Here is an 18,221-nt window from a genome sequence, read left to right as displayed (position 1 = left end):
ACTCAGCGGCAGGGTCCGCCTTCCATCTGCAGGCGCGCCGAATACGCCGGCAACGACGCCAACCGCCCGGCCGCGGCCTGCGCCTTGGCATCGCCCAGATAAACCCGGTTCTGGCCCTGCCCATCCAGGGCCACCTGCTGCCCGGCCGGCTTGCGCCACACTTCGATCACCGCCTGCTGCGAACTGCAGGACGCCGAGGGAATGCGCGCCACTTCATTGAGCTTCCAGCCCGCCGCCTCACTGGGATTGACCTTGCCGGCATCCAGGAATACCGCGCGCGGCTGGCACTGCGGGTTGGTTCGCACCAGCTGCATGTCATACGGCTGCGCGGCGTTACCGGTGAAGCGGCCTTCGATGCGGGTACAGGCTTCGGGAATCTGCCGCACGGTGTGCACCGCGCCAATTGCCTGCGCGCTGGCTGCCGGGCGTTCGATCTCGGGCTTGGCGGTTGCCGCCAACAACGGCAGCGGTGACAACGCCGTCACGGCAAGGACTAGCAGGGCTTTCATCGGCGGCGATTCCAGTTGGACAGATGAGCGACGTTGCCAGCATCCGACTGAACCGAGCAGCAAGACGCGGCAGCTGGCGGTCGAGACAGCTGGCAGTCATACTCAGGCCGCCTCAGAGTGTTTGAACACAGCGACACGTACCACAGCCGCACGCGGCCCGGGTCTGTTCCAGTGCTTCGATCTACCCGGCGTGTCCCCGCTTCATCCACAGCTGGATGGCATCCACCAACGCTGGAGGGGTCATGCTCGAACAGTACGGTCTTGTGCTTTCGCTTGTCTGCGCCGCTGTCGCCATCGTCTACGGCATCATCTCGGCCCAATGGGTCCTACGCCAACCTGCCGGCAATGCCCGCATGCAGGAAATCGCCTCCGCCATCCAGGAAGGCGCGCGGGCCTACCTCAACCGCCAATACCTGACCATCGCCATTGTCGGCGTGGTGTTGTTCGTATTGGTCGGTTTCTTCCTCAGCTGGTACACGGCGATCGGTTTTGCGGTCGGCGCGGTGTTGTCCGGTGCTGCCGGCTATATCGGCATGAATGTATCGGTGCGCGCCAATGTGCGCACCGCAGAAGCCGCCCGCAACGGCATGAGCGCCGCCATGGATGTGGCGTTCCGTGGCGGTGCGATCACCGGCATGCTGGTGGTCGGTCTCGGCCTGCTCGGCGTTGCCGGTTACTACTTGATCCTTCAACGCATGGGCCTGAGCCAGGCCGAAAACCTGCACGCGCTGGTAGGTTTGGCATTCGGCAGCTCCTTGATCTCGATTTTCGCGCGACTGGGTGGCGGCATCTTCACCAAGGGTGCGGACGTCGGCGCTGATCTGGTCGGCAAGGTCGAAGCCGGCATTCCCGAGGACGACCCGCGCAATCCGGCGGTGATCGCCGACAACGTCGGTGACAACGTCGGCGACTGCGCCGGCATGGCCGCCGACCTGTTCGAAACCTATGCGGTGACGGTGATCGCAACCATGCTGCTCGGCGGCATGATGATGGCCGAAGTCGGCCGCAACGCGGTGCTGTACCCGCTGGTGCTGGGTGGCGTGTCGATCATCGCGTCGATCATCGGCGCGTTCTTCGTCAAGGTGAAAGCCGGCGGCTCGATCATGGGCGCGCTGTACAAGGGCGTGATCGTCTCCGGTGTGCTGGCCGCAATCGCCTTCTGGCCGGTGACCACGCAGCTGATGGCCGACTCCAGCCACGGTGCCACCAACCTGTACATCTGCGCCTTGATCGGACTGGTATTGACCGGCCTGATCGTCTGGATCACCGAGTACTACACCGGCACCCAATACAAGCCGGTGCAGCACGTGGCGCAGGCTTCGACCACCGGCCACGGCACCAACATCATCGCCGGCCTCGGTGTGTCGATGAAATCCACCGCACTGCCGGTTATCGCAGTCTGCGTGGCGATCTGGTCGGCATTCCACTTCGGCGGTCTGTACGGCATTGCCATCGCTGCGACCGCGATGCTGTCGATGGCCGGCATGATCGTCGCGCTGGATGCCTATGGCCCGATCACCGACAACGCCGGTGGTATCGCCGAGATGGCCGATCTGCCGCCGGAAATCCGCAACATCACCGACCCGCTCGATGCGGTTGGCAATACCACCAAGGCAGTGACCAAGGGTTATGCGATTGGTTCGGCGGCATTGGCTGCACTGGTGCTGTTCGCCGACTACACCCACAACCTGCAGGTGGCGCATCCGGGCGAGGCTTTTGCCTTCGACCTGTCCGACCACACGGTGATCATCGGCCTGTTGATCGGCGGTTTGATTCCCTACCTGTTCGGCGCGATGGCGATGGAAGCAGTCGGCCGTGCTGCTGGTGCGGTGGTGGAGGAAGTACGCCGTCAGTTCCGCGAGATCCCCGGCATCATGCAGGGCACCGCCAAGCCGCAGTACCACAAGGCGGTGGACATGCTGACCCGCTCGGCGATCAAGGAAATGATCGTGCCTTCGCTATTGCCGGTAGCTGTTCCGGTAGTGGTTGGCCTGCTGCTTGGGCCGAAGGCGCTTGGCGGCCTGTTGATCGGCACCATCGTGACCGGCCTGTTCGTGGCGATCTCGATGACCACCGGTGGTGGTGCCTGGGACAACGCGAAGAAGTACATCGAAGATGGTCACTTCGGTGGCAAGGGCAGCGAGGCGCACAAGGCTGCCGTGACTGGCGATACCGTTGGTGATCCGTACAAGGACACGGCAGGGCCGGCGATCAACCCCCTTATCAAGATCATCAATATCGTCGCGCTGCTGTTGGTGCCATTGCTGTAGTCGAAGCTACCAGCGAAAAGCTGCCCTCACCCCAACCCCTCTCCCGCATGCGGGAGAGGGGCTCTTGTATCCGGCAGCGGGAGGATCGGTAAGTGCACGAAGCGTCGTAGCACTTGTAGGAGCGGCGTCAGCCGCGAAGCTGAGATCGCATCGGCCAAACGTAAAACACCCCAACTCCACTCAAAACGGTCGCTTCACCGCATACACCCGACCGTCATTGCCGCCACCGCAATAAAACAGCTCGCCACCATCCGCTTCCAGCCCGCTGACACTGATGCCTTCCGGCATCTGCAGGCGCTCAAGCACCGCGCCGGTATCGGCTTGCAGGCGACGGATGTCACTCTGTCCTGCTTCGCCTGTCGCATGCCAAAGCTCTCCATCCACCCAGGTCACGCCGGTGACGAAACGGTCGGATTCAATCGTGCGCAGGATCTTGCCGTCGGCTGGATCAATCTGGTGAATCTTCCGCTGCCGGTACTGCCCCACCCACAAACTGCCTTCCGCCCATGCCATGCCCGAGTCCGTTCCATTGCCCGGTGCAGGGATCGATGCCAGCACCTCGCCACTTTGCGGATCGATCTTGTCGATACGCGCTTCGGCGATCTGCCAGAGATAGGTCCCATCGAAGGCAGTACCGGCGTCACAGGGCACGGCCAAGCTGCGCACCTTCTGGCCATCACGCGGATCGAAGGCAACCAGCGCGGCGCCGGTCGCAGCCCATACGTTGTGGCCATCGAAGCTGACGCCATTGATGGTGTCCGAGCCGGTAAACGGGCCGTACTCGCGCACCACCTCGGCGGGACGGACCTTTGCCGCCGCAACCTTGGGATTCAGGGTTTCCGTATTCATCGCTGCGATCTCCTGGCATGTCCGCGATTGGCTGCCTGCCAGCGACACTAGTCAATCGGCAGCGCAGCAGGGAGTAACAAGATCGTCGTGAATCCGCTCAGCGGCACCGCGCGCCAACGCTGCGCTCGTCCGCGTCCAGTCGCGTACACACGCCCTGCTCCTTCCAACTCCAGCAGCGCCCGCTGCGCGTTGCGCTGGCTCTGCCCCAAGGACAAACCCAGTGCCGAGGTCGACCAAGCCGCACCATCAGCAAGCAACGCGAGCAGTGCACCTTGTTCACCTTCGATGGGCGGGAGCAATACCTTCACCGAGGTCGCAGAGCGCGGTGACAGGCGGAAGCCGGCAGCCGTCGCTTCAATCTGCGCCTGCGCGGCGATGAACCCGCGCAGGCGACCGATTTCGACGCGCAGCCGGGCGCGTAGCGTCTCGTCGTAATGGCGCATGCCAAATGCGCGTGCGATCAGCACGTCACGGTCAACGTCACCCGGCCAAGCTTCGGCCAAGGCGCAAGCAAGCGCAAACAGCACCGGACGTCTCGCCAGCGATTGCCAGCTTGCGCCAAGCCTGACGCCGCGCTGGCAGCCATCAATGATCAGTGCACCGGAATCCAACAGCTGCTGCACCTGATCGATACGCAGCAACTGATCCGCCCCTCCGCCAAGGCAACGTGCAGCCGGCTGATCCAACTTGATGCGAGCTTGGTCCACTTCCGCCTGCAACGCTCCGACACCAGCTTGCGCCGCAGCCATCCGCGCGCGTTCCAGCAGGGCCCGTGCCTGCGCGGTCTGCATCCAGCGCAATGCCAAGGTCGCAGCAGTCAGATCCGCCATGGCGCTCAGTGCTGGCGGCAGCTGCCGTCCCTCCAACCTGGCCAGCGCATGCGCTGCATCATCCAGCTTTCCCAGCAGCAGCAGTCGTCGCGCGAGGATCAACCAGGCCTGCGAGGCATTGGCCGCATCACCCTGCGCATCAAGCACGGTCGCGATAGCCGACAGCGGCTCGGAGGTGCCGCCAAGTTCCCGCAGCGCCAGTGCTACTTCGGCTTCGGCCAGACCGCAGCGTGCCCGTGCAAGGACTTCGTGTGTGCCGAAGCCACGTTGCGCGCGTCGCAGCAGTTCGCGTGCACGCGCCAGGTCGCCCAGCTGCGCCATGGCGATGCCGCGCAGGGCCAGCGCGGGAGGATCGTCGCGCAATGCAACGTGCTTCAGCGCGGTGAGGACATCACCGGTGACCAGGGCGCGTGCGGAAGCTGCGATCAGGGAATCCATGGGGGCAGGCTAACTGCGGGCGGGCGTAGATGCACTTTCTGCTATTGCACCGTTCGATGGGCGCGTAGAAGGTTGGCGTGCCCATGTCCTTGAATATCCATCGACTCGACGCTTGGATGCCGTCGCGCTGCAGGATTGCCGCTGAGAGCGCCCTCACCCCTACCCCCGCTCCGCGCCCCGGCCCTTGCGCTGGCGCAAGGTCGGTCAACGGGCAGCGAACCAGTGGTTCGCGAGCTGCCCCTCTCCCCCCGCAACGCGGGAGAGGGGACAGCCCTCGTCGATAGGTCGTCTGGGGGCTGCCGCTTACCTGCGATTGATGAAGAACTCCACCGGCACCATCACTTCCACCGGATCGCCAGTGACCTCCGCTGGCGGTGCCGGCACCGGTGTTGCCCGTGCCACTGTCTCCAGCGTGGCCTCATCCAGGCTGTCATGACCGCTGCTGCGACCGATCCGGGCGTTGCTGACCCTGCCCTGCCTGTCCACGCTGAAGCGCACATAGGCCACGCCTTGCTGGCGCAGACGCTCGGCCAGACGTGGATAGCGACGGTACTTTTCCAGATGCCCCAGCAACTGCCCTTGCCAGCTGACCGAAGCCTGCGCCTGTTGCCCGGCCGTGGTCTGGCGGGCGGCATAGCGCTCGCTGGGCTTGGCGCTGACATCTGGCGGCGCCAGGGTCTGGTCCACGGTATGGGCGTCGGAGGCAGGCACGTGTTCGCGCGGCTGCGGCGGCACGTAGGCGTCCACCACCTCGGGCTCCTGCGGCGGCGGTTCACGCTCCACCCGTGGCGCCGGGGTCGGCTCGCTGCGTTGCTGCTCCTGCTGCGGCGGCCCCTGTGGGATCTCGGTTGGCGGCGTTGGCGGCGCTTCCGGCGTCTCAGCCAGATCCACCATCACCGCTTCCAGCGGTTGCTGGTCGGCCAGCACGGGCGGCGCGCGCAGACTCCACCACAGCGCCGCGCCTATCACCACGGCGTGCAGCAACAGCGCCAGCGCAAAGCTGCCACCCCAACGCATGCGGGAGGATGCAGTAGCGACGGTCACGGCGACTGCTCTACCCCGACCAGCGCCACTTTCAGGTAACCCGCGCGACGCAGCAGGTTCATGGTTTCCATCAGGTCGCCATAGCTGACCGAACGGTCGGCTCGCAGGAAAATGCGCTGCGAATGATCACCCTGGGTGCGTTTCTCCAGCTCCGCCGCCAGCGCGTCAGCCGATACCGCAATCTCACCAACACGCAGCGACAGATCCGCCTGCACGGTGAGGAATAGCGGCTCGGCATCGCGCGGCTGCGGCTTGGCACTGCTGGCCGGCAGGTCCACCGGCACATCAACGGTAGCCAGCGGTGCTGCCACCATGAAGATGATCAGCAGCACCAGCATCACGTCGATGAAGGGCGTGACATTGATCTCGTGCGCTTCGTCCAGCGCTTCGTCGTCGGACTCACGGGAGGTACGGATTGCCATCGCCCGCCCTCAGCGCGTGTCGCGCGACAGTGCGCGGCCGCAATCCAGATCACGCGAGACGATCTGCTGCACGCTGGCGGAGATGTCACCGCCCAGTGCACGCAGGCTCTGCAAGCGGCGACTGAAATGGTTGTAGATGACGACCGCAGGGATTGCAGCGACCAGGCCCATCGCGGTGGCCAGCAGTGCTTCGGCGATACCCGGCGCAACCACCGCCAGATTGGTGGTGTTGGACGCGGCGATGCCGACGAAGCTGTTCATGATGCCCCACACGGTGCCGAAGAGACCGACGAAGGGTGCCACCGCGCCGATGCTGGCCAACAGGCCGACACCGCTGCGCAGGCGCCGGCTGTTGCCCAGCTCGATGCGCTCAAGCCGCGAGCCGAGACGTTCCTTGACGCCTTCATGACCCTGCGCGTCCGCCGACAAGGTCAGCTCGGTACGGGCCGCACCCAGCATGCTGCGCGCCAGATCCGATTGCTGCAGCAGCGGCTGCGCATCGGCGCCATCCAGGCTGCCGCTGACCTCCAGTACCTCGCGCGCGGCCTGCAGTTCACGGCCAATCCGCCCCAACTCCAGAGTTTTGGCAATCAACACCGTCCAGGTGGCCAGGGAGGCCAACGCCAGGCAGATCATTACCGCCTGCACGACCCAGTCGGCGGACTGGTACATGGCCCAGGGCGTAAGTGCCTGCGTGGCGGCGTGCGAGGAAATGTCAGCGTGCATGGAATGGTTCCGGATCGTCATGGAAGAAAGTCGCACTGGCGATCTGGCTGGTGCGTTGAACGTTGTACGAAATGGCGTCGCGTTGGCACGACACCACGTGCTGCGTATCGGTAACGGCAGGCTGCGTCACGACCGCTCCTCACTGGCCACCGGCTCGCGCGGGCTCGGCCGCGACAGCACATAGGCAGCACTGGCAAGGAAGAACACAGCCACCGGCACGGCCAGCTTCCAGCTCGGATGCGCACCGATGAAGAACAGCACATAACCCAGCGCCATGCCGCCCGCAGCAAAACACTTGCCCTTGCGACTCACCGCACCCTGCTCGCGCCACAGCCGCAGCGGCCGGCCGTAGCGCGGATGCTGCAGCAGCCACGCTTCAAAGCGCGGCGAGGATTTTGAGAAACACCAGACCGCCAGGATCAGGAAGATGGTGGTCGGCATCACTGGCAGCAACGCACCAATCACGCCGAGCGCCACCATAAGCCAGCCCAGGCAGAACCACAGCCAGCGGATCACGCCGATGCCTGCATGGTGTCTGCCAGTGCGCCGACCAGCATCAGGCGAATTCCTGCTCGACGTAGCCACGCACGGTACGGAACGCCGCGTTGGCACCTTCGATGGCGGCCGCTTCCTGCGCCTCGGTCATAGTGATGGCATCCATGGATGCGGTGAACTCGCGCCAGTGGCGCGCAGCGCCATCGGGATGCGCAGCCAGATGGCTGGCACCAAAGTCGGCGCCAAGACCCAGCTTGCCGGCGAGCTTGAACAGAATGGTGCCACCGAGGTTGGAGCCTTCGGCGACGTACAGCCAGCCCAGCGCCTGCGGCAGCTCGATGTCGTCGGGGATGACGGCGGCGCTGTCGGCAGGAACGTCCTGCTGCAGATCACCGAGATCGGCAACAATCTGCTGCAGGCGCTGGCGCTGTTCCAGATCCGGCAGCAGCGCGCGCAGCAGCGGCGTTGCATACAGCGCCTGGATGTCGCGGTGGAAGCGGTATTGCACGCGTACGAACTTGGCGAAGCGCTCGCGGCTGGCAAAGATGTCCTCGGACATGATGCGTTTGTCCAGCGAATCATGGGTGGTGCTGGTTGCCGCCTTCAGGCGCTGGCTGCGGGTGGGTGCGGCAATGGTTTCGGTCGTGGTCATGGTCTGCAACTACGAAGCGGAGGGGGAAACCGGCTGCATCTTTTGATGGATTCACCGGTCGTCCTGATTGAGACGTCTGCCGGGGGCATTTCCCCAAGCGGCCTGCACGATGTGCCGCAACCGGCAATCCCGGCGCTTGCGCGCCGGGATTGCCTTGCATATCGATCAGTCCCTATCCATCAATAGCGGAACGTCAGTGCCATGCGCACGGTACGGCCCGGTGCTGGCAGGATGCCCAGTGCCAGCGGGTCCAGGTAATAGCGGTCGGTGGCGTTGTCCAGGTTGACGTCCAGGTTCCACTGGTCATTGAACGACCAGCTGGCGAACAGGTCGACGATGGTCGCCGGGCGGTACAGCTGCTGGATCGCCGACAGGCCGACGTTCCATTCCTTGTCCAGCTTGCTGATCGGGCCGGCGTTGTGCACCACGCGGGTGCCGAAGGTCAGCCGCTCGTCGAACAGGCGCGAACCCAGGGTCACATTGACCGTGTAGCGCGGCGGGTTCTGGGTATTGCTATAGGACCCCTCGAAGCCACCATCCACGCAGTTCGGGGTGTTCTTCAACTCCTCGATGTTGCGCGCCTGCCCATAGGCACGGCGCTCTGCGGCGATGTCCGGCGCGCAGGTCTTGGCCTTGAAGTAGTAGTGCGCGGACAGATCCGCGAACACCTTGCCGGCATCGTAGTTGGACTGGAACTCCATGCCCGACACCTTGAAACGATCGACATTGCGGATCAGGCCGGCCGACAGCGTGCGGTAGTCGCGGGTGATCAGGTCATCCACGCGGGTGTCGAAGTACGCCAGCTTCAGTGCCAGCTGGTCACCATCGGCGAACAGGTCACGCTTGATGGTGCTTGCACCGATTTCCCAGCTGCCGGAGCGCTCGGGCTTCAGCTCGCCCACCGGCTTGGCGGCGGTGAACAGGCCCAGTGTGGTCTCGAACAGGCTCGGCAGCTTGGTGCCCTCGGCGTACTTCAGGTACACCATGCTGTCGTCGTCGAAGCGATAGGTGACGCTCGCAGTCGGCGAGAACGCACTGTCACGGCGCTTGATCGGCTTGGACCAGGTCCAGCTCACCGGCACCATCAAGTCTTCGGCGGCATCGGCGTCGTAGAAGTTCCAACCGCCGATGTCAGCCACCGTGCCCTTTTTGTACGGAGAGGCCAGCAGCGACGCTTCAGTGAAGTTGCCATTGGCGTCCGGGTACCAGTTCAGCATCGCGATGCGCTTGGCACGCCACGACGGCAGGCTCGGGTCACCGTTGAGCAGCTGGGTGTAGCGGTACTGACCATCAGCCTCGAACTTGTCCTCTTTCGCCAGTCGATTGCGGTCGTGCACGTCGACGCGGTTCCAGCGGCCACCGGCCATGAACTCCCAATGCTCATTGGGCTCCCACTTGATCGATGCGACCGCGCTGTATTCCTTGCGCTCGGCATTGCGCAGGAAGCGGTTGTTGACCAGATCGTCATGCATGATCGGCGAGTTCGGGCGGATGTCCTCGTCGCTGAGCGACAGGCCATAGTCAACGGTGAACAGACCGGCGCTGGTTTCCAGCAGCGAGGTATTGCTCACGTCCAGGCCGAAGCGCTTCTGCTTCAGCGGATTGGCGTAGGCATCCTTGTAACCGGGGTTGCCGCTGAAGCTCGGCGCGTCATACCACTCGGTGCGGCGGTCGAAGTACCACGGAGTGATACCGGTCAGGCTGTTGTACATCAGGCTTTCGGCGTCGGTGTACCAGGCGTTTGCACGCAGGTCGACCAGGCTGCTGTCCGGATTGAAGCGGTAGCGCAGGCTGTAGCTGTCCATGTCGACATGGCCCGGTTCCCACTGTGGCACGCGATCGCGGTCCACACGGATGATCTGCGAGGCCATGATTTCGCCGGCAGTGCCTTCATAGCGGCGGTAGCCCAGTTCCAGCGTCTGCGCATCGTCGATGCGCCAGGTGCCCTTGAGCAGCGCCGATTCCGAACGCGATGAGGTATTGAACACTTCGGTGCGCGGCGGGTTCAGCGGCGCCAGCGTGCGTCGGGTCTGCGGGAAGTCGTCATAGCCGTGCTTGCCGCCAAAGTAGTTGCCGGTATCGCGCCAGGCATACGCCGCCACCAGATCGAAGCGATCCCAGCGCTGGGCCACCGCCACGTTGGCGAACTGGTTGCCAGTGGCGTTGCGGTCGGTGCGCGGTGCGGCGCTGTAATCGGGCACGTTGTTGGCGCTGTTGTTGGCCAGACCGGTGCGCACGCGGATGCCGCTATCACGGCCTTCGCGCAGCACGTCATCCACCTTCAAGGTCTCCATCTCGACCACGCCACCGATGCCGCCGGAGGCGTTTGCCTGCAGGCTCGGGCCCTTGGTGATGGTGATGTTGGAGATCAGGTCCGGGTCTAGGTAGGTACGCTGCGACTGGCCGGCGTAACCGCGGTAGGTATCCATGGTGGACTGGCCACCATCGATGATCACCGGGATGCGGCTTTGGCCTTGGATACCGCGGATGTTCACGTCCAGGGCATTGCCCACGCGTGGATCACCGGCGGTGACGCCAGCCACACCCTTGATGATGTCGGCGGTGGAGGTGCCACGGAAGCGCTCGATGGTCTGCTGCGGGATGTAGGCGGTCGAACCGGTGGTGCGGTAGGTATCGAGCAGGCGCGCGGCATCGCTGCCGGTGCCTTCGCCACCACGCTGATCGCCGGCCACGCTCAGGGTGCCGGTCACGACCAGGTCATCGGCATTATTGGCACCCGCCGGCAGCTTTTCGAGCGATACCGCACCATTGCCGCTGCGGCGGGCAGCAAGGCCGGTGCCGCGCAGCAGCTGCTGCAGCGCCGTCGTCGGTGCCAGCTGACCGGATACCGGCGCCGAGGTCGCACCGTCGGCCAGGGCGGCGGCATAAGCCACCTGCACGCCGGACTGACGCATGTACTGGCCCAGCGCTGCAGCAAGCGGCTGCGCTGGGATATCGAACTGTGCGCTGGCGCCGGCAACGGTGGCCTGCGCCATTGCGGGAATGGCTGGCGTCAGCACTGCCAGGCCGGCGGCCAGCATCGCAACATGCAGACGGGACAGGCGCAGGCGTGGGCCGGCGCGGAAAGAACTGGGCATTGAAAATCCTGTTGTCGAAGCCGCAATGAGGCGGCGGAGGTTCGACGTACGTGGCGGCGGCTGAGGTACGGTCGGGGTTAAGACGAATGAGCCGGGCAAACCCCCAAGATCAATCGCCCAGCTCAGCTAGCGACGCGCTGGCAGCTCGTTTTCCTGTGCCTGCACGATGGCGATGCCGAACGGCAGTCGCGTCACGCGCAAGCCACTGCCTGCAGCCAGCGCATCCAGCGCCTGCTCGGGCTTATCCAGACGCAACGCGGCATTGATCGGCGGCAAAGCCGACAGATCCCCGCGCACGAATACATGGCCCGGACGGTAACGTTGCAACTCGGCCAGCACCTGGGTCACGGCCGCGTTTTCCAGCAGCAGTTCGCCACGTCGCCATGCTGCGACATGATCCGGCGCCAGCTCCGCACCGCGCTCGGCAACGCCGTCCTTGCCCCACCCCGCAGCCTGACCGGCCTGCAGGTACATCCAGCCCTGGTCCGGACGCGCCGCAACCCGTACGCGCCCCTGCTCCACCGCCGTAGCGACACGATCGCCATCGCGGCTGACCACGAACGCGGTGGAGATGTCCTCCACCACCCCCTCACCGACAGTGATGCGGAATGGCGCGCCGGCTTGCGGTACAACCTCGAACCAGGCGCGTCCGCGCAGCAACTCGATACGCCGCGTGGCCTCGCCGTAATGCACGGCAATGGCAGCGCCGGCATCCAGCACCGTGGTGGAACCGTCAGGCAGGCGGACATGCTGGATGGCCACATCCGCGCGGTGGTCCGCGCGTATCCGCAGCGCCAGCTCCGGCGCCGACATCACCCCACAGAACAGCGCCAGCACCGCCACCGCCGCCAGCCGCCGACGCTGCAAGCGTCGCGCCGGCCGCTGCACCAGCACGCAGGTCTGTGGGCGTGCAGCGAGGCTGCGCCACAGTACCCGTTGATGTTCAAACGCGTGGCGGTGTCCGGGCAGCAACAACCACTGCTCGAAGGTCTGCATGTCCTGCTCGTTCATGTTCCCCGAGGCCAGACGCAGCAACCAGTCGCGCGCTTGCTGCGCAGCAGGACTGTCGGGCGTTGGCGAGGAAGACGGCGGGCTCATGGGCTGGCGTTTCTGCTTGTGGTTGTGATGACGACGGGCGAAATACAGGACAACTGATTCACTACATGACGAATCACGCCACTGCATACCCAAGATGAATTGCAACGCTAACCGCCGCTGCGCGCCCAGGCCAGCCGCTGCAGGGCCAGCCGCAGATGGTTCTCCACCGTGGTTACCGACACCCCCATCCGCCGCGCAACTTCCGGCTGGGTCAGGCCCTGCAGGCGATTGAGGCGGAACATGCTGCGGGTGGGCTCGGGCAGGTGCTCGGCCGCTTCCAGAACCCGTGCCAGCTCGTCCTGCGCCATCACCTGCTCCTCCGTGGACAGCACCTCGTCCGGCCCCCACAGGTAATTCTCGGCCTGCAGGCGCAGCCTGCGCGTGCGTTCACGCCCATGATCGGTGGCCAGGTTGCTGGCCAAGCGGTACAGGTAGGCACGCGGGTTGCCGATGACCTGCTCGTTGCCGACCCCGCGCACCTTGAACCACACGCCCTGGATGACGTCGTCGGCGCCGCCGTCAGCGCCGAGGATCTGCCGCACCAGACGCAGCAAGGCTGGGCGTTCGCGGATCAGCAGTTCGGTCAAGGTGGTGGCGTTGCTGGACATTGGAGGCTGTGAAGGCTGGACGGGCTGCCTGCACAAGGCGCCCTGGGGCGGGCAAGCATACATTGATAATGATAATGGTTCTCATATGTATTGCGCGACAGTGTGTCCCAGCTCCCCACCCGGCCCATGGATCGCCCACCCGACTGAGGTTTGGTGCGTCGCAATAGTGGTGCGCGTAGAATGGAGCTCTTTTTCAACCAACAACGATTCGGAGTCAGCGCAATGAGCCTGAAATTGGTCTCGCCGGGCAAGAACCCGCCGGAAGAAATCAACGTCATCGTCGAGATCCCGAAGGATTCGGAGCCGGTGAAGTACGAAATGGACAAGGAAAGCGGCGCGATGTTCGTCGACCGCATCCTGTCCACGCCGATGCGCTACCCCTGCAACTACGGCTTCGTGCCGCAGACCCTGTGTGGCGATGGCGACCCGGCCGACGTGCTGGTGGTGCTGCCGCTGCCGCTGGTCCCGGGCTCGGTTGTGCGCTGCCGTCCGGTCGGCGTGCTGAAGATGAGCGACGAGGCTGGTAGCGACGAGAAGATCCTCGCCGTGCCGGTCGCCAAGATCTTCAGCGGCTACGCCCACGTCGAAGACATCGCCCAGGTGTCCAGCCACTGGCTGGAGCGCATTGGTCACTTCTTCGAGCACTACAAGGACCTGGAAAAGGGCAAGTGGGTCAAGATCGAAGGCTGGGGCGACGCCGCCGAAGCCAAGCAGATCCTGGTCGAAGCGCACAAGAGCTACCTTGCCACCCAGGAACAGGACGTCTGATTGGCGCTGCGTGCGGCCGTGATACTCGGCCCTGCGTAGCGACAACCATCACGTTTTCCTGGTAGAGGGCATGACCCTTTGCCAGCAAGCAGCTACATTGACAGGCCGGTTTCCGGCCTGTTTTTTGTGCGGCTTTTGCGTTTTGTCCAAGGGGAAGTGTCTTGCGAATCCTGTTAGTCGGCGGCGAAGCCAACCTGTCGGCCGAGCTGCTTGAATACGTCGCCGATCTGGGCGATGAGTGGGAAGTACAGTCGGTCCCGGATGGCAGTGCTGCCATTGTTGCGGTGTCCTCGGCCACCATCGACGCGATCATCGTTGCGCCGGTACTGCCCGACCTGGCCCCGGCCACCCTGCTCGGGCAGATCCGCACGCTGCGCCCGGAAACCATCCGCATCGCATTGATCGACGGCGACAACAACCAGCGCGTGCCATCGGCCCGCATCATTGGCGTGGCCCATCGTTTCCTGCCGCTGCCACTGGCCCCGGAAGTGCTGCTAGAAGCACTCACCAGCCTGGAGGAGCTGCGCGAACTGCTGGACAGTCCGCACCTGCGCCAGACCATCGGCCGCATCGAAAAGCTGCCCTCTCCACCGCACCTGTACATCAGCCTGACCCACGCGCTGGAAGAAGACGAGGAGAGCGACTCTGCGGAGATTGCCAAACTGATTGCAGCCGACCCGGCCATCGCCGCCAAGGTACTGCAGCTGTCCAACTCGGCGTTCTTCAACAGCGGCCGTGCCATCTCCGATCTGCGTGGCGCGGTCACCCGCCTGGGCATGGCCACCCTGCGCGACCTGGTCCTGGCCAGTGAAGTATTCGCCCTGCCTGGCATGTCCGGGCCAGACCGCAACGCACTGCAATCGCGCGCACTGATGGCCTCACGCCTGGCCGCCAAGATGCTGCCCGCATCCAGTGCCGAGCTGGGCTCCACCGCCGCACTGCTGGCCGACATCGGCCTGCTGTTGCCCGGCGTACGCGACGAGCGCCAGCCTGCCGATGCCGATGACTCGCGCCCCGGCCATGCCGAGGCCGGCGCCTATCTGATGGGCCTGTGGGGCCTGCCGATGCCGATCATCGAAGCGGTCGCCTTCCAACTGCAGCCGGGGCGCTCCAATGTGCGCAGCTTCTGGGTGGCCGGTGCCGTCCACGTTGCCACTGCATTGGCCGCCGGTACCGCTGTTGATGAGCAGTATCTGGCCAATGTCGGCGTACTGCCCAAGCTGGAGCAGTGGCGGGCAATGGCCGATGAGCTTATGGGCGTCAGCCTCGAAGCGTGAGACCGCGCTTCAAGTCAGGATTGAATGACAACGGCCGCATAGCGGCCGTTGTTGTTTTCGCGTGTTGAACGTGGATTGCGTGTTGGCACTTGCCTGCGCTTACTCCGTTCGTACGCAGTTCGCTGCACCTGCCCGCGCCACGGGACCAATCGGCGCCCAAAGAAAAAGGATGGGCCTTGCGGCCCACCCTTCGTCATGCATCACAGAGCTTCGATGGATCAGAAGCGCTGGTTGTACTGGATGAACAGGAAGCGGTCGTAGTCGAGCATCGGATCGATCTGCGAGGCGCTGCTGTTGCTCACCGAATAGGTGATCGGCGGCTGCTTGTCGAACACGTTGCGGGCGCCAACGGTCACGCTGCCATCCCACGGAGCCTGCCAGGTGACGGACACGTCGTGGTACACGATCGCACCCTTCTTGTTGGCACCGGTGCCGCCCGACCAGCCACCGTTCGGCGTCTGGTAGTTCGGCTCGTTGCACTCCACGCCTTCGTCGTAGCAGTAGTCGCGGAAGCCGCCGTAGTAACGCATGCCCCAGTTAGCCGACAGCGTGTCCTTGGCCCAGTTCAGGCCCAGGGTTGCACGCACGCGCGGGTAGTTCCAGTAACCGGCGTAGTTGTCCCATTCGGCACCCTTGGTCGACTGCTGACGGTAGGCGCTCAGGTAGTTGGCATCAAGGTTGACGCCGAAGGTACCAATCTCGGTTTCCGGCAGGCGGTAACGGACGCCGAAGTTGTAGCCTTCGGTTTCCAGCGAGCCCAGGTTGGCATTGCCGCGGCTCAGGCTGGTGACCTGACCGGTGGTGGCATCACGACCGTACTGGTCGCAGAACTGCGCAACACCGTTCTGGTAGCACTGGCCCAGCACGTAGTTGGCGGAGACGGCGGTGATCACGTTATCAACGGTGATCTTGTACCAATCCAGCGAGACGTCCAGACCCGGGACATAGCTCGGGCTGTACACCAGACCCACGGTGCGGGTCTTGCTGGTTTCCGGCTGCAGCTGGTCATTACCCACGCCCGACTGGAATGCAGCATTGGCCTGCGTGTCACGCGCGGTGATCGGCTTGCCAGCAGCATCGGTCTGACGGTAGGTCGAGCTCAGGCCTTCGGCCTGGCAACGGGCGGCAACGCGGGCATCGCCCAGCATGCCGAACTGTGCATCGCACGGATCGGTGAAGCGATCAAAGGTCTGCGAACCACCACCGAAGGTGTCGTCCATGGTCGGGGCACGGAAGCCCTCACCATAGGTACCACGCACCAGCAGGTCGTTGATCGGACGCCAGGTCAGGCTGAACTTGCTGTTGATGGTGTCGCCGAACTTGTCGAAGTCCGAGTAACGGCTGGCGATATCCAGCGACAGTTCCTGCGCACCCGGCAGATCCTTGAGCAGCGGGATCATGAATTCCAGGTAGAACTCATTGGCCTTGTACTTGCCCGAAGCAGCGCCAGCAGCCAGATCGGTGGTGTAACCGGCGGCGGACAGTGCATCCGGGTGGTCGTAGCCGCTGACTTCGCGGTGCTCGTAACCAGCGGCGAAGGCCAGCTCACCAGCGTCGCCCGGCATATCGAACAGACCACCGGTGATGTTGGCGAAGTACTGCTTGCTCTTGCTCTGCGAGGTCGCGTTGAGCAGGGTATTGATGTACTTCAGTGCTTCCGGGGTAGCAGCGGTAGCGCCGCCCAGGACGTCAAACGGGGTGCACTGGCCCAGCGCTGCATTGGTGCCCAATGCAATCGGGTTGGCCAGCGAACCGCACTGCGCCACACCTGCGCTGTTGATGAACGACGGGCCCAGGGCCTTCTGCAGTGCCAGCAGGTTGATGTTGCCGCTGCTGGTTTCGGTCACGTCGTACTGGTTGTAGTTCAGGCCCACATCCCAGTCGAACGGACGGTCGTTGAAATCAAAGGTGCCTTCCAACGCTGCGTCGAAGTGGAACGACTTGACGTTGTTTTCGCTGATGCGCGGCAGTTCGAAAATACGACGGCCCCAGCTGGTGATATCAGCACCGACCGGGTTGTAGATGCTGTCCTTGCTCAGGGCAACCGGGAAATTCTTCTGCGAAGTACCGGTCAGCGGGTAGCCAGCGATCTGACGCTTGGAGTCGCGCTCGGAGTACATCACGGTAGACTTCAAACGCATATTGTCGTTGATGTCGTAGGTACCAGCGGCGAAGACCGACTTGTTCTCCGAACCCTGATTCAACATCATCTGCTCAGTGGCGTTGAAATAATCACCGCCATTGATCTCGTGGTAGTTGTTCGGATCGCTGGAATCAGCGCCGACGCCACCCGGATGGTTGATGACCATCACCTTGCCGGTGACCGGGTCGGTGTAACGACCCCACTGGCCGGCCGGGCTCAGGCCGTCTGCAGCGTGGTTCGGGCCGTAGGTGTAACGGGTCAGTTCACGGTCCTTTGCCCACACCGGATCTTCCTTGGTGTAGGAAGCGCCCAGCATGATCGACGAACGCTCGCCAACCGCACCCAGGGTCAGGTTGTACTGGGTCTTGGCACCGTCGCCGTCGCTGTTCTGGCCGTAGTAGACCGAAGCTTCAGCGCCTTCGAAATCCTTGCGCAGGATGATGTTGATCACGCCGGCAATCGCATCGGAGCCGTAGATGGCGGAGGCGCCGTCCTTCAGCACTTCGATGCGCTCGATCAGCGAGCTCGGGATGGTCGACATATCGGTGAAGCCAGCCAGGCTGGAGCTCCAACGCTTGCCGTTGACCAGCACCAGGGTGCGCATTTCACCCAGGTTGTACAGGTTGGCGTACTGGCCACCCTGCTCCGGGTTGGATGCCAGCACTGCAGCCTTGGAGAAGGTCTGGGTGCCCGACACGGTCAGGTTCTGCAGAATGTCGCCAACGCTGACCAGACCCGAACGCTTGATGTCCTCGGAGGACACGGTGAAGATCGGCTGGGCGGTCTCAACGTCCACCGAACGGATGCGCGAGCCGGTGACTTCCAGGCGATCCAGGGTGGTCGCACCGGCAGCAGCTTCCTGCGCCGAAGCAAATGAGGGGGTCAAGGCAATAGCAATGCCGGCCGGGAGCAAGCCCAACCGCACTGCAGAATTACGAAGCTTCATCAATCTCTCCAAAGAGCTAAACAAACGACAAAGTTAGCGGTGCGTTAA

The 18,221-nt window shown here is 64.0% G+C and carries 16 protein-coding genes; 3 read left to right on the top strand and 13 right to left on the bottom strand.

What is annotated here, in order from left to right; genetic code table 11:
- Positions 1 to 2: 2 nt before the first annotated feature.
- Complete coding sequence (locus tag ACVOLS_RS07305; protein WP_481545059.1) at positions 3 to 509, bottom strand: hypothetical protein; 507 nt, start codon at positions 507 to 509, stop codon at positions 3 to 5.
- 242 nt (positions 510 to 751) lie between these two features.
- Between ACVOLS_RS07305 and ACVOLS_RS07300 the strand changes: the two genes are divergently transcribed.
- Positions 752 to 2,779, top strand: coding sequence for a sodium-translocating pyrophosphatase (locus tag ACVOLS_RS07300; protein WP_481545058.1), 2,028 nt, complete (start codon positions 752 to 754; stop codon positions 2,777 to 2,779).
- Positions 2,780 to 2,959: 180 nt separating this feature from the next.
- Here the strand turns inward: ACVOLS_RS07300 and ACVOLS_RS07295 are convergent, their stop codons facing one another.
- The 11 genes from ACVOLS_RS07295 to ACVOLS_RS07245 form a co-directional block, all read right to left on the bottom strand.
- Positions 2,960 to 3,628, bottom strand: a complete 669-nt coding sequence (locus ACVOLS_RS07295) for a glutaminyl-peptide cyclotransferase (protein WP_481545057.1) — start codon at positions 3,626 to 3,628, stop codon at positions 2,960 to 2,962.
- A gap of 47 nt (positions 3,629 to 3,675) precedes the next feature.
- Positions 3,676 to 4,896, bottom strand: a complete 1,221-nt coding sequence (locus ACVOLS_RS07290; protein ID WP_481545056.1) for a helix-turn-helix domain-containing protein — start codon at positions 4,894 to 4,896, stop codon at positions 3,676 to 3,678.
- A gap of 303 nt (positions 4,897 to 5,199) precedes the next feature.
- Positions 5,200 to 5,940, bottom strand: coding sequence for an energy transducer TonB (locus ACVOLS_RS07285; RefSeq protein ID WP_481545055.1), 741 nt, complete (start codon positions 5,938 to 5,940; stop codon positions 5,200 to 5,202).
- Entirely contained in the window at positions 5,937 to 6,362 is a 426-nt protein-coding gene (gene exbD / locus ACVOLS_RS07280) for a TonB system transport protein ExbD (RefSeq protein ID WP_481545054.1), read from the bottom strand. The genes ACVOLS_RS07285 and exbD overlap by 4 nt, the downstream gene beginning before the upstream one ends.
- A 9-nt stretch (positions 6,363 to 6,371) precedes the next feature.
- On the bottom strand, positions 6,372 to 7,088 hold the full coding sequence (gene exbB / locus ACVOLS_RS07275) for a tonB-system energizer ExbB (protein WP_481545053.1): 717 nt from the start codon (positions 7,086 to 7,088) through the stop codon (positions 6,372 to 6,374).
- On the bottom strand, positions 7,078 to 7,218 hold the full coding sequence (locus ACVOLS_RS07270; protein WP_481545052.1) for a hypothetical protein: 141 nt from the start codon (positions 7,216 to 7,218) through the stop codon (positions 7,078 to 7,080). Before ACVOLS_RS07270 ends, exbB begins: the two co-directional genes overlap by 11 nt.
- Positions 7,215 to 7,601: a YbaN family protein gene (locus tag ACVOLS_RS07265; RefSeq protein ID WP_481545085.1), complete on the bottom strand. Its 387-nt coding sequence runs from the start codon at positions 7,599 to 7,601 to the stop codon at positions 7,215 to 7,217. The genes ACVOLS_RS07270 and ACVOLS_RS07265 overlap by 4 nt, the downstream gene beginning before the upstream one ends.
- A gap of 43 nt (positions 7,602 to 7,644) precedes the next feature.
- A complete protein-coding gene (locus ACVOLS_RS07260; RefSeq protein WP_481545051.1) occupies positions 7,645 to 8,235 on the bottom strand; it encodes a biliverdin-producing heme oxygenase in 591 nt (196 codons plus the stop codon).
- A gap of 179 nt (positions 8,236 to 8,414) precedes the next feature.
- A complete protein-coding gene (locus tag ACVOLS_RS07255; protein ID WP_481545050.1) occupies positions 8,415 to 11,333 on the bottom strand; it encodes a TonB-dependent receptor in 2,919 nt (972 codons plus the stop codon).
- A 126-nt stretch (positions 11,334 to 11,459) separates the two neighbouring features.
- A complete protein-coding gene (locus ACVOLS_RS07250; protein WP_481545049.1) occupies positions 11,460 to 12,431 on the bottom strand; it encodes a FecR family protein in 972 nt (323 codons plus the stop codon).
- Positions 12,432 to 12,538: 107 nt separating this feature from the next.
- Positions 12,539 to 13,039: an RNA polymerase sigma factor gene (locus tag ACVOLS_RS07245; protein WP_481545048.1), complete on the bottom strand. Its 501-nt coding sequence runs from the start codon at positions 13,037 to 13,039 to the stop codon at positions 12,539 to 12,541.
- A gap of 222 nt (positions 13,040 to 13,261) precedes the next feature.
- Between ACVOLS_RS07245 and ppa the strand changes: the two genes are divergently transcribed.
- Both ppa and ACVOLS_RS07235 read left to right on the top strand, forming a co-directional pair.
- The gene (ppa, locus tag ACVOLS_RS07240; RefSeq protein WP_481545047.1) at positions 13,262 to 13,807 is read left to right on the top strand and encodes an inorganic diphosphatase; all 546 of its coding nucleotides are present in this window, start codon (positions 13,262 to 13,264) and stop codon (positions 13,805 to 13,807) included.
- Positions 13,808 to 13,968: 161 nt separating this feature from the next.
- Positions 13,969 to 15,084 carry an HDOD domain-containing protein gene (locus ACVOLS_RS07235; protein ID WP_481545046.1) on the top strand — a complete coding sequence of 372 codons (1,116 nt, stop codon included), beginning with the start codon at positions 13,969 to 13,971 and terminating at the stop codon, positions 15,082 to 15,084.
- A gap of 218 nt (positions 15,085 to 15,302) precedes the next feature.
- On the opposite strand, the gene ACVOLS_RS07230 is transcribed toward ACVOLS_RS07235, so the two are convergent.
- Complete coding sequence (locus ACVOLS_RS07230; protein ID WP_481545045.1) at positions 15,303 to 18,173, bottom strand: TonB-dependent receptor plug domain-containing protein; 2,871 nt, start codon at positions 18,171 to 18,173, stop codon at positions 15,303 to 15,305.
- Positions 18,174 to 18,221 lie beyond the last annotated feature (48 nt).

The sequence above is a fragment of the Stenotrophomonas sp. STEN038 genome (genome assembly GCF_056759895.1).
The sequence above is the reverse complement of the archived record's forward strand: the minus strand, read 5'-3'. Positions and strand labels throughout refer to the sequence as shown.

Bases quoted from the DNA above. Each gene is read 5' to 3' on its own strand.
- ACVOLS_RS07245 (WP_481545048.1), bottom strand. From the start codon at position 13,039: ATGTCCAGCAACGCCACCACCTTGACCGAACTGCTGATCCGCGAACGC.
- ACVOLS_RS07290 (WP_481545056.1), bottom strand. From the start codon at position 4,896: ATGGATTCCCTGATCGCAGCTTCCGCACGCGCCCTGGTCACCGGTGAT.
- ACVOLS_RS07295 (WP_481545057.1), bottom strand. From the start codon at position 3,628: ATGAATACGGAAACCCTGAATCCCAAGGTTGCGGCGGCAAAGGTCCGT.
- ppa (WP_481545047.1), top strand. From the start codon at position 13,262: ATGAGCCTGAAATTGGTCTCGCCGGGCAAGAACCCGCCGGAAGAAATC.
- ACVOLS_RS07255 (WP_481545050.1), bottom strand. From the start codon at position 11,333: ATGCCCAGTTCTTTCCGCGCCGGCCCACGCCTGCGCCTGTCCCGTCTG.
- exbD (WP_481545054.1), bottom strand. From the start codon at position 6,362: ATGGCAATCCGTACCTCCCGTGAGTCCGACGACGAAGCGCTGGACGAA.
- ACVOLS_RS07230 (WP_481545045.1), bottom strand. From the start codon at position 18,173: ATGAAGCTTCGTAATTCTGCAGTGCGGTTGGGCTTGCTCCCGGCCGGC.
- ACVOLS_RS07305 (WP_481545059.1), bottom strand. From the start codon at position 509: ATGAAAGCCCTGCTAGTCCTTGCCGTGACGGCGTTGTCACCGCTGCCG.
- ACVOLS_RS07250 (WP_481545049.1), bottom strand. From the start codon at position 12,431: ATGAGCCCGCCGTCTTCCTCGCCAACGCCCGACAGTCCTGCTGCGCAG.
- ACVOLS_RS07260 (WP_481545051.1), bottom strand. From the start codon at position 8,235: ATGACCACGACCGAAACCATTGCCGCACCCACCCGCAGCCAGCGCCTG.
- ACVOLS_RS07300 (WP_481545058.1), top strand. From the start codon at position 752: ATGCTCGAACAGTACGGTCTTGTGCTTTCGCTTGTCTGCGCCGCTGTC.
- exbB (WP_481545053.1), bottom strand. From the start codon at position 7,088: ATGCACGCTGACATTTCCTCGCACGCCGCCACGCAGGCACTTACGCCC.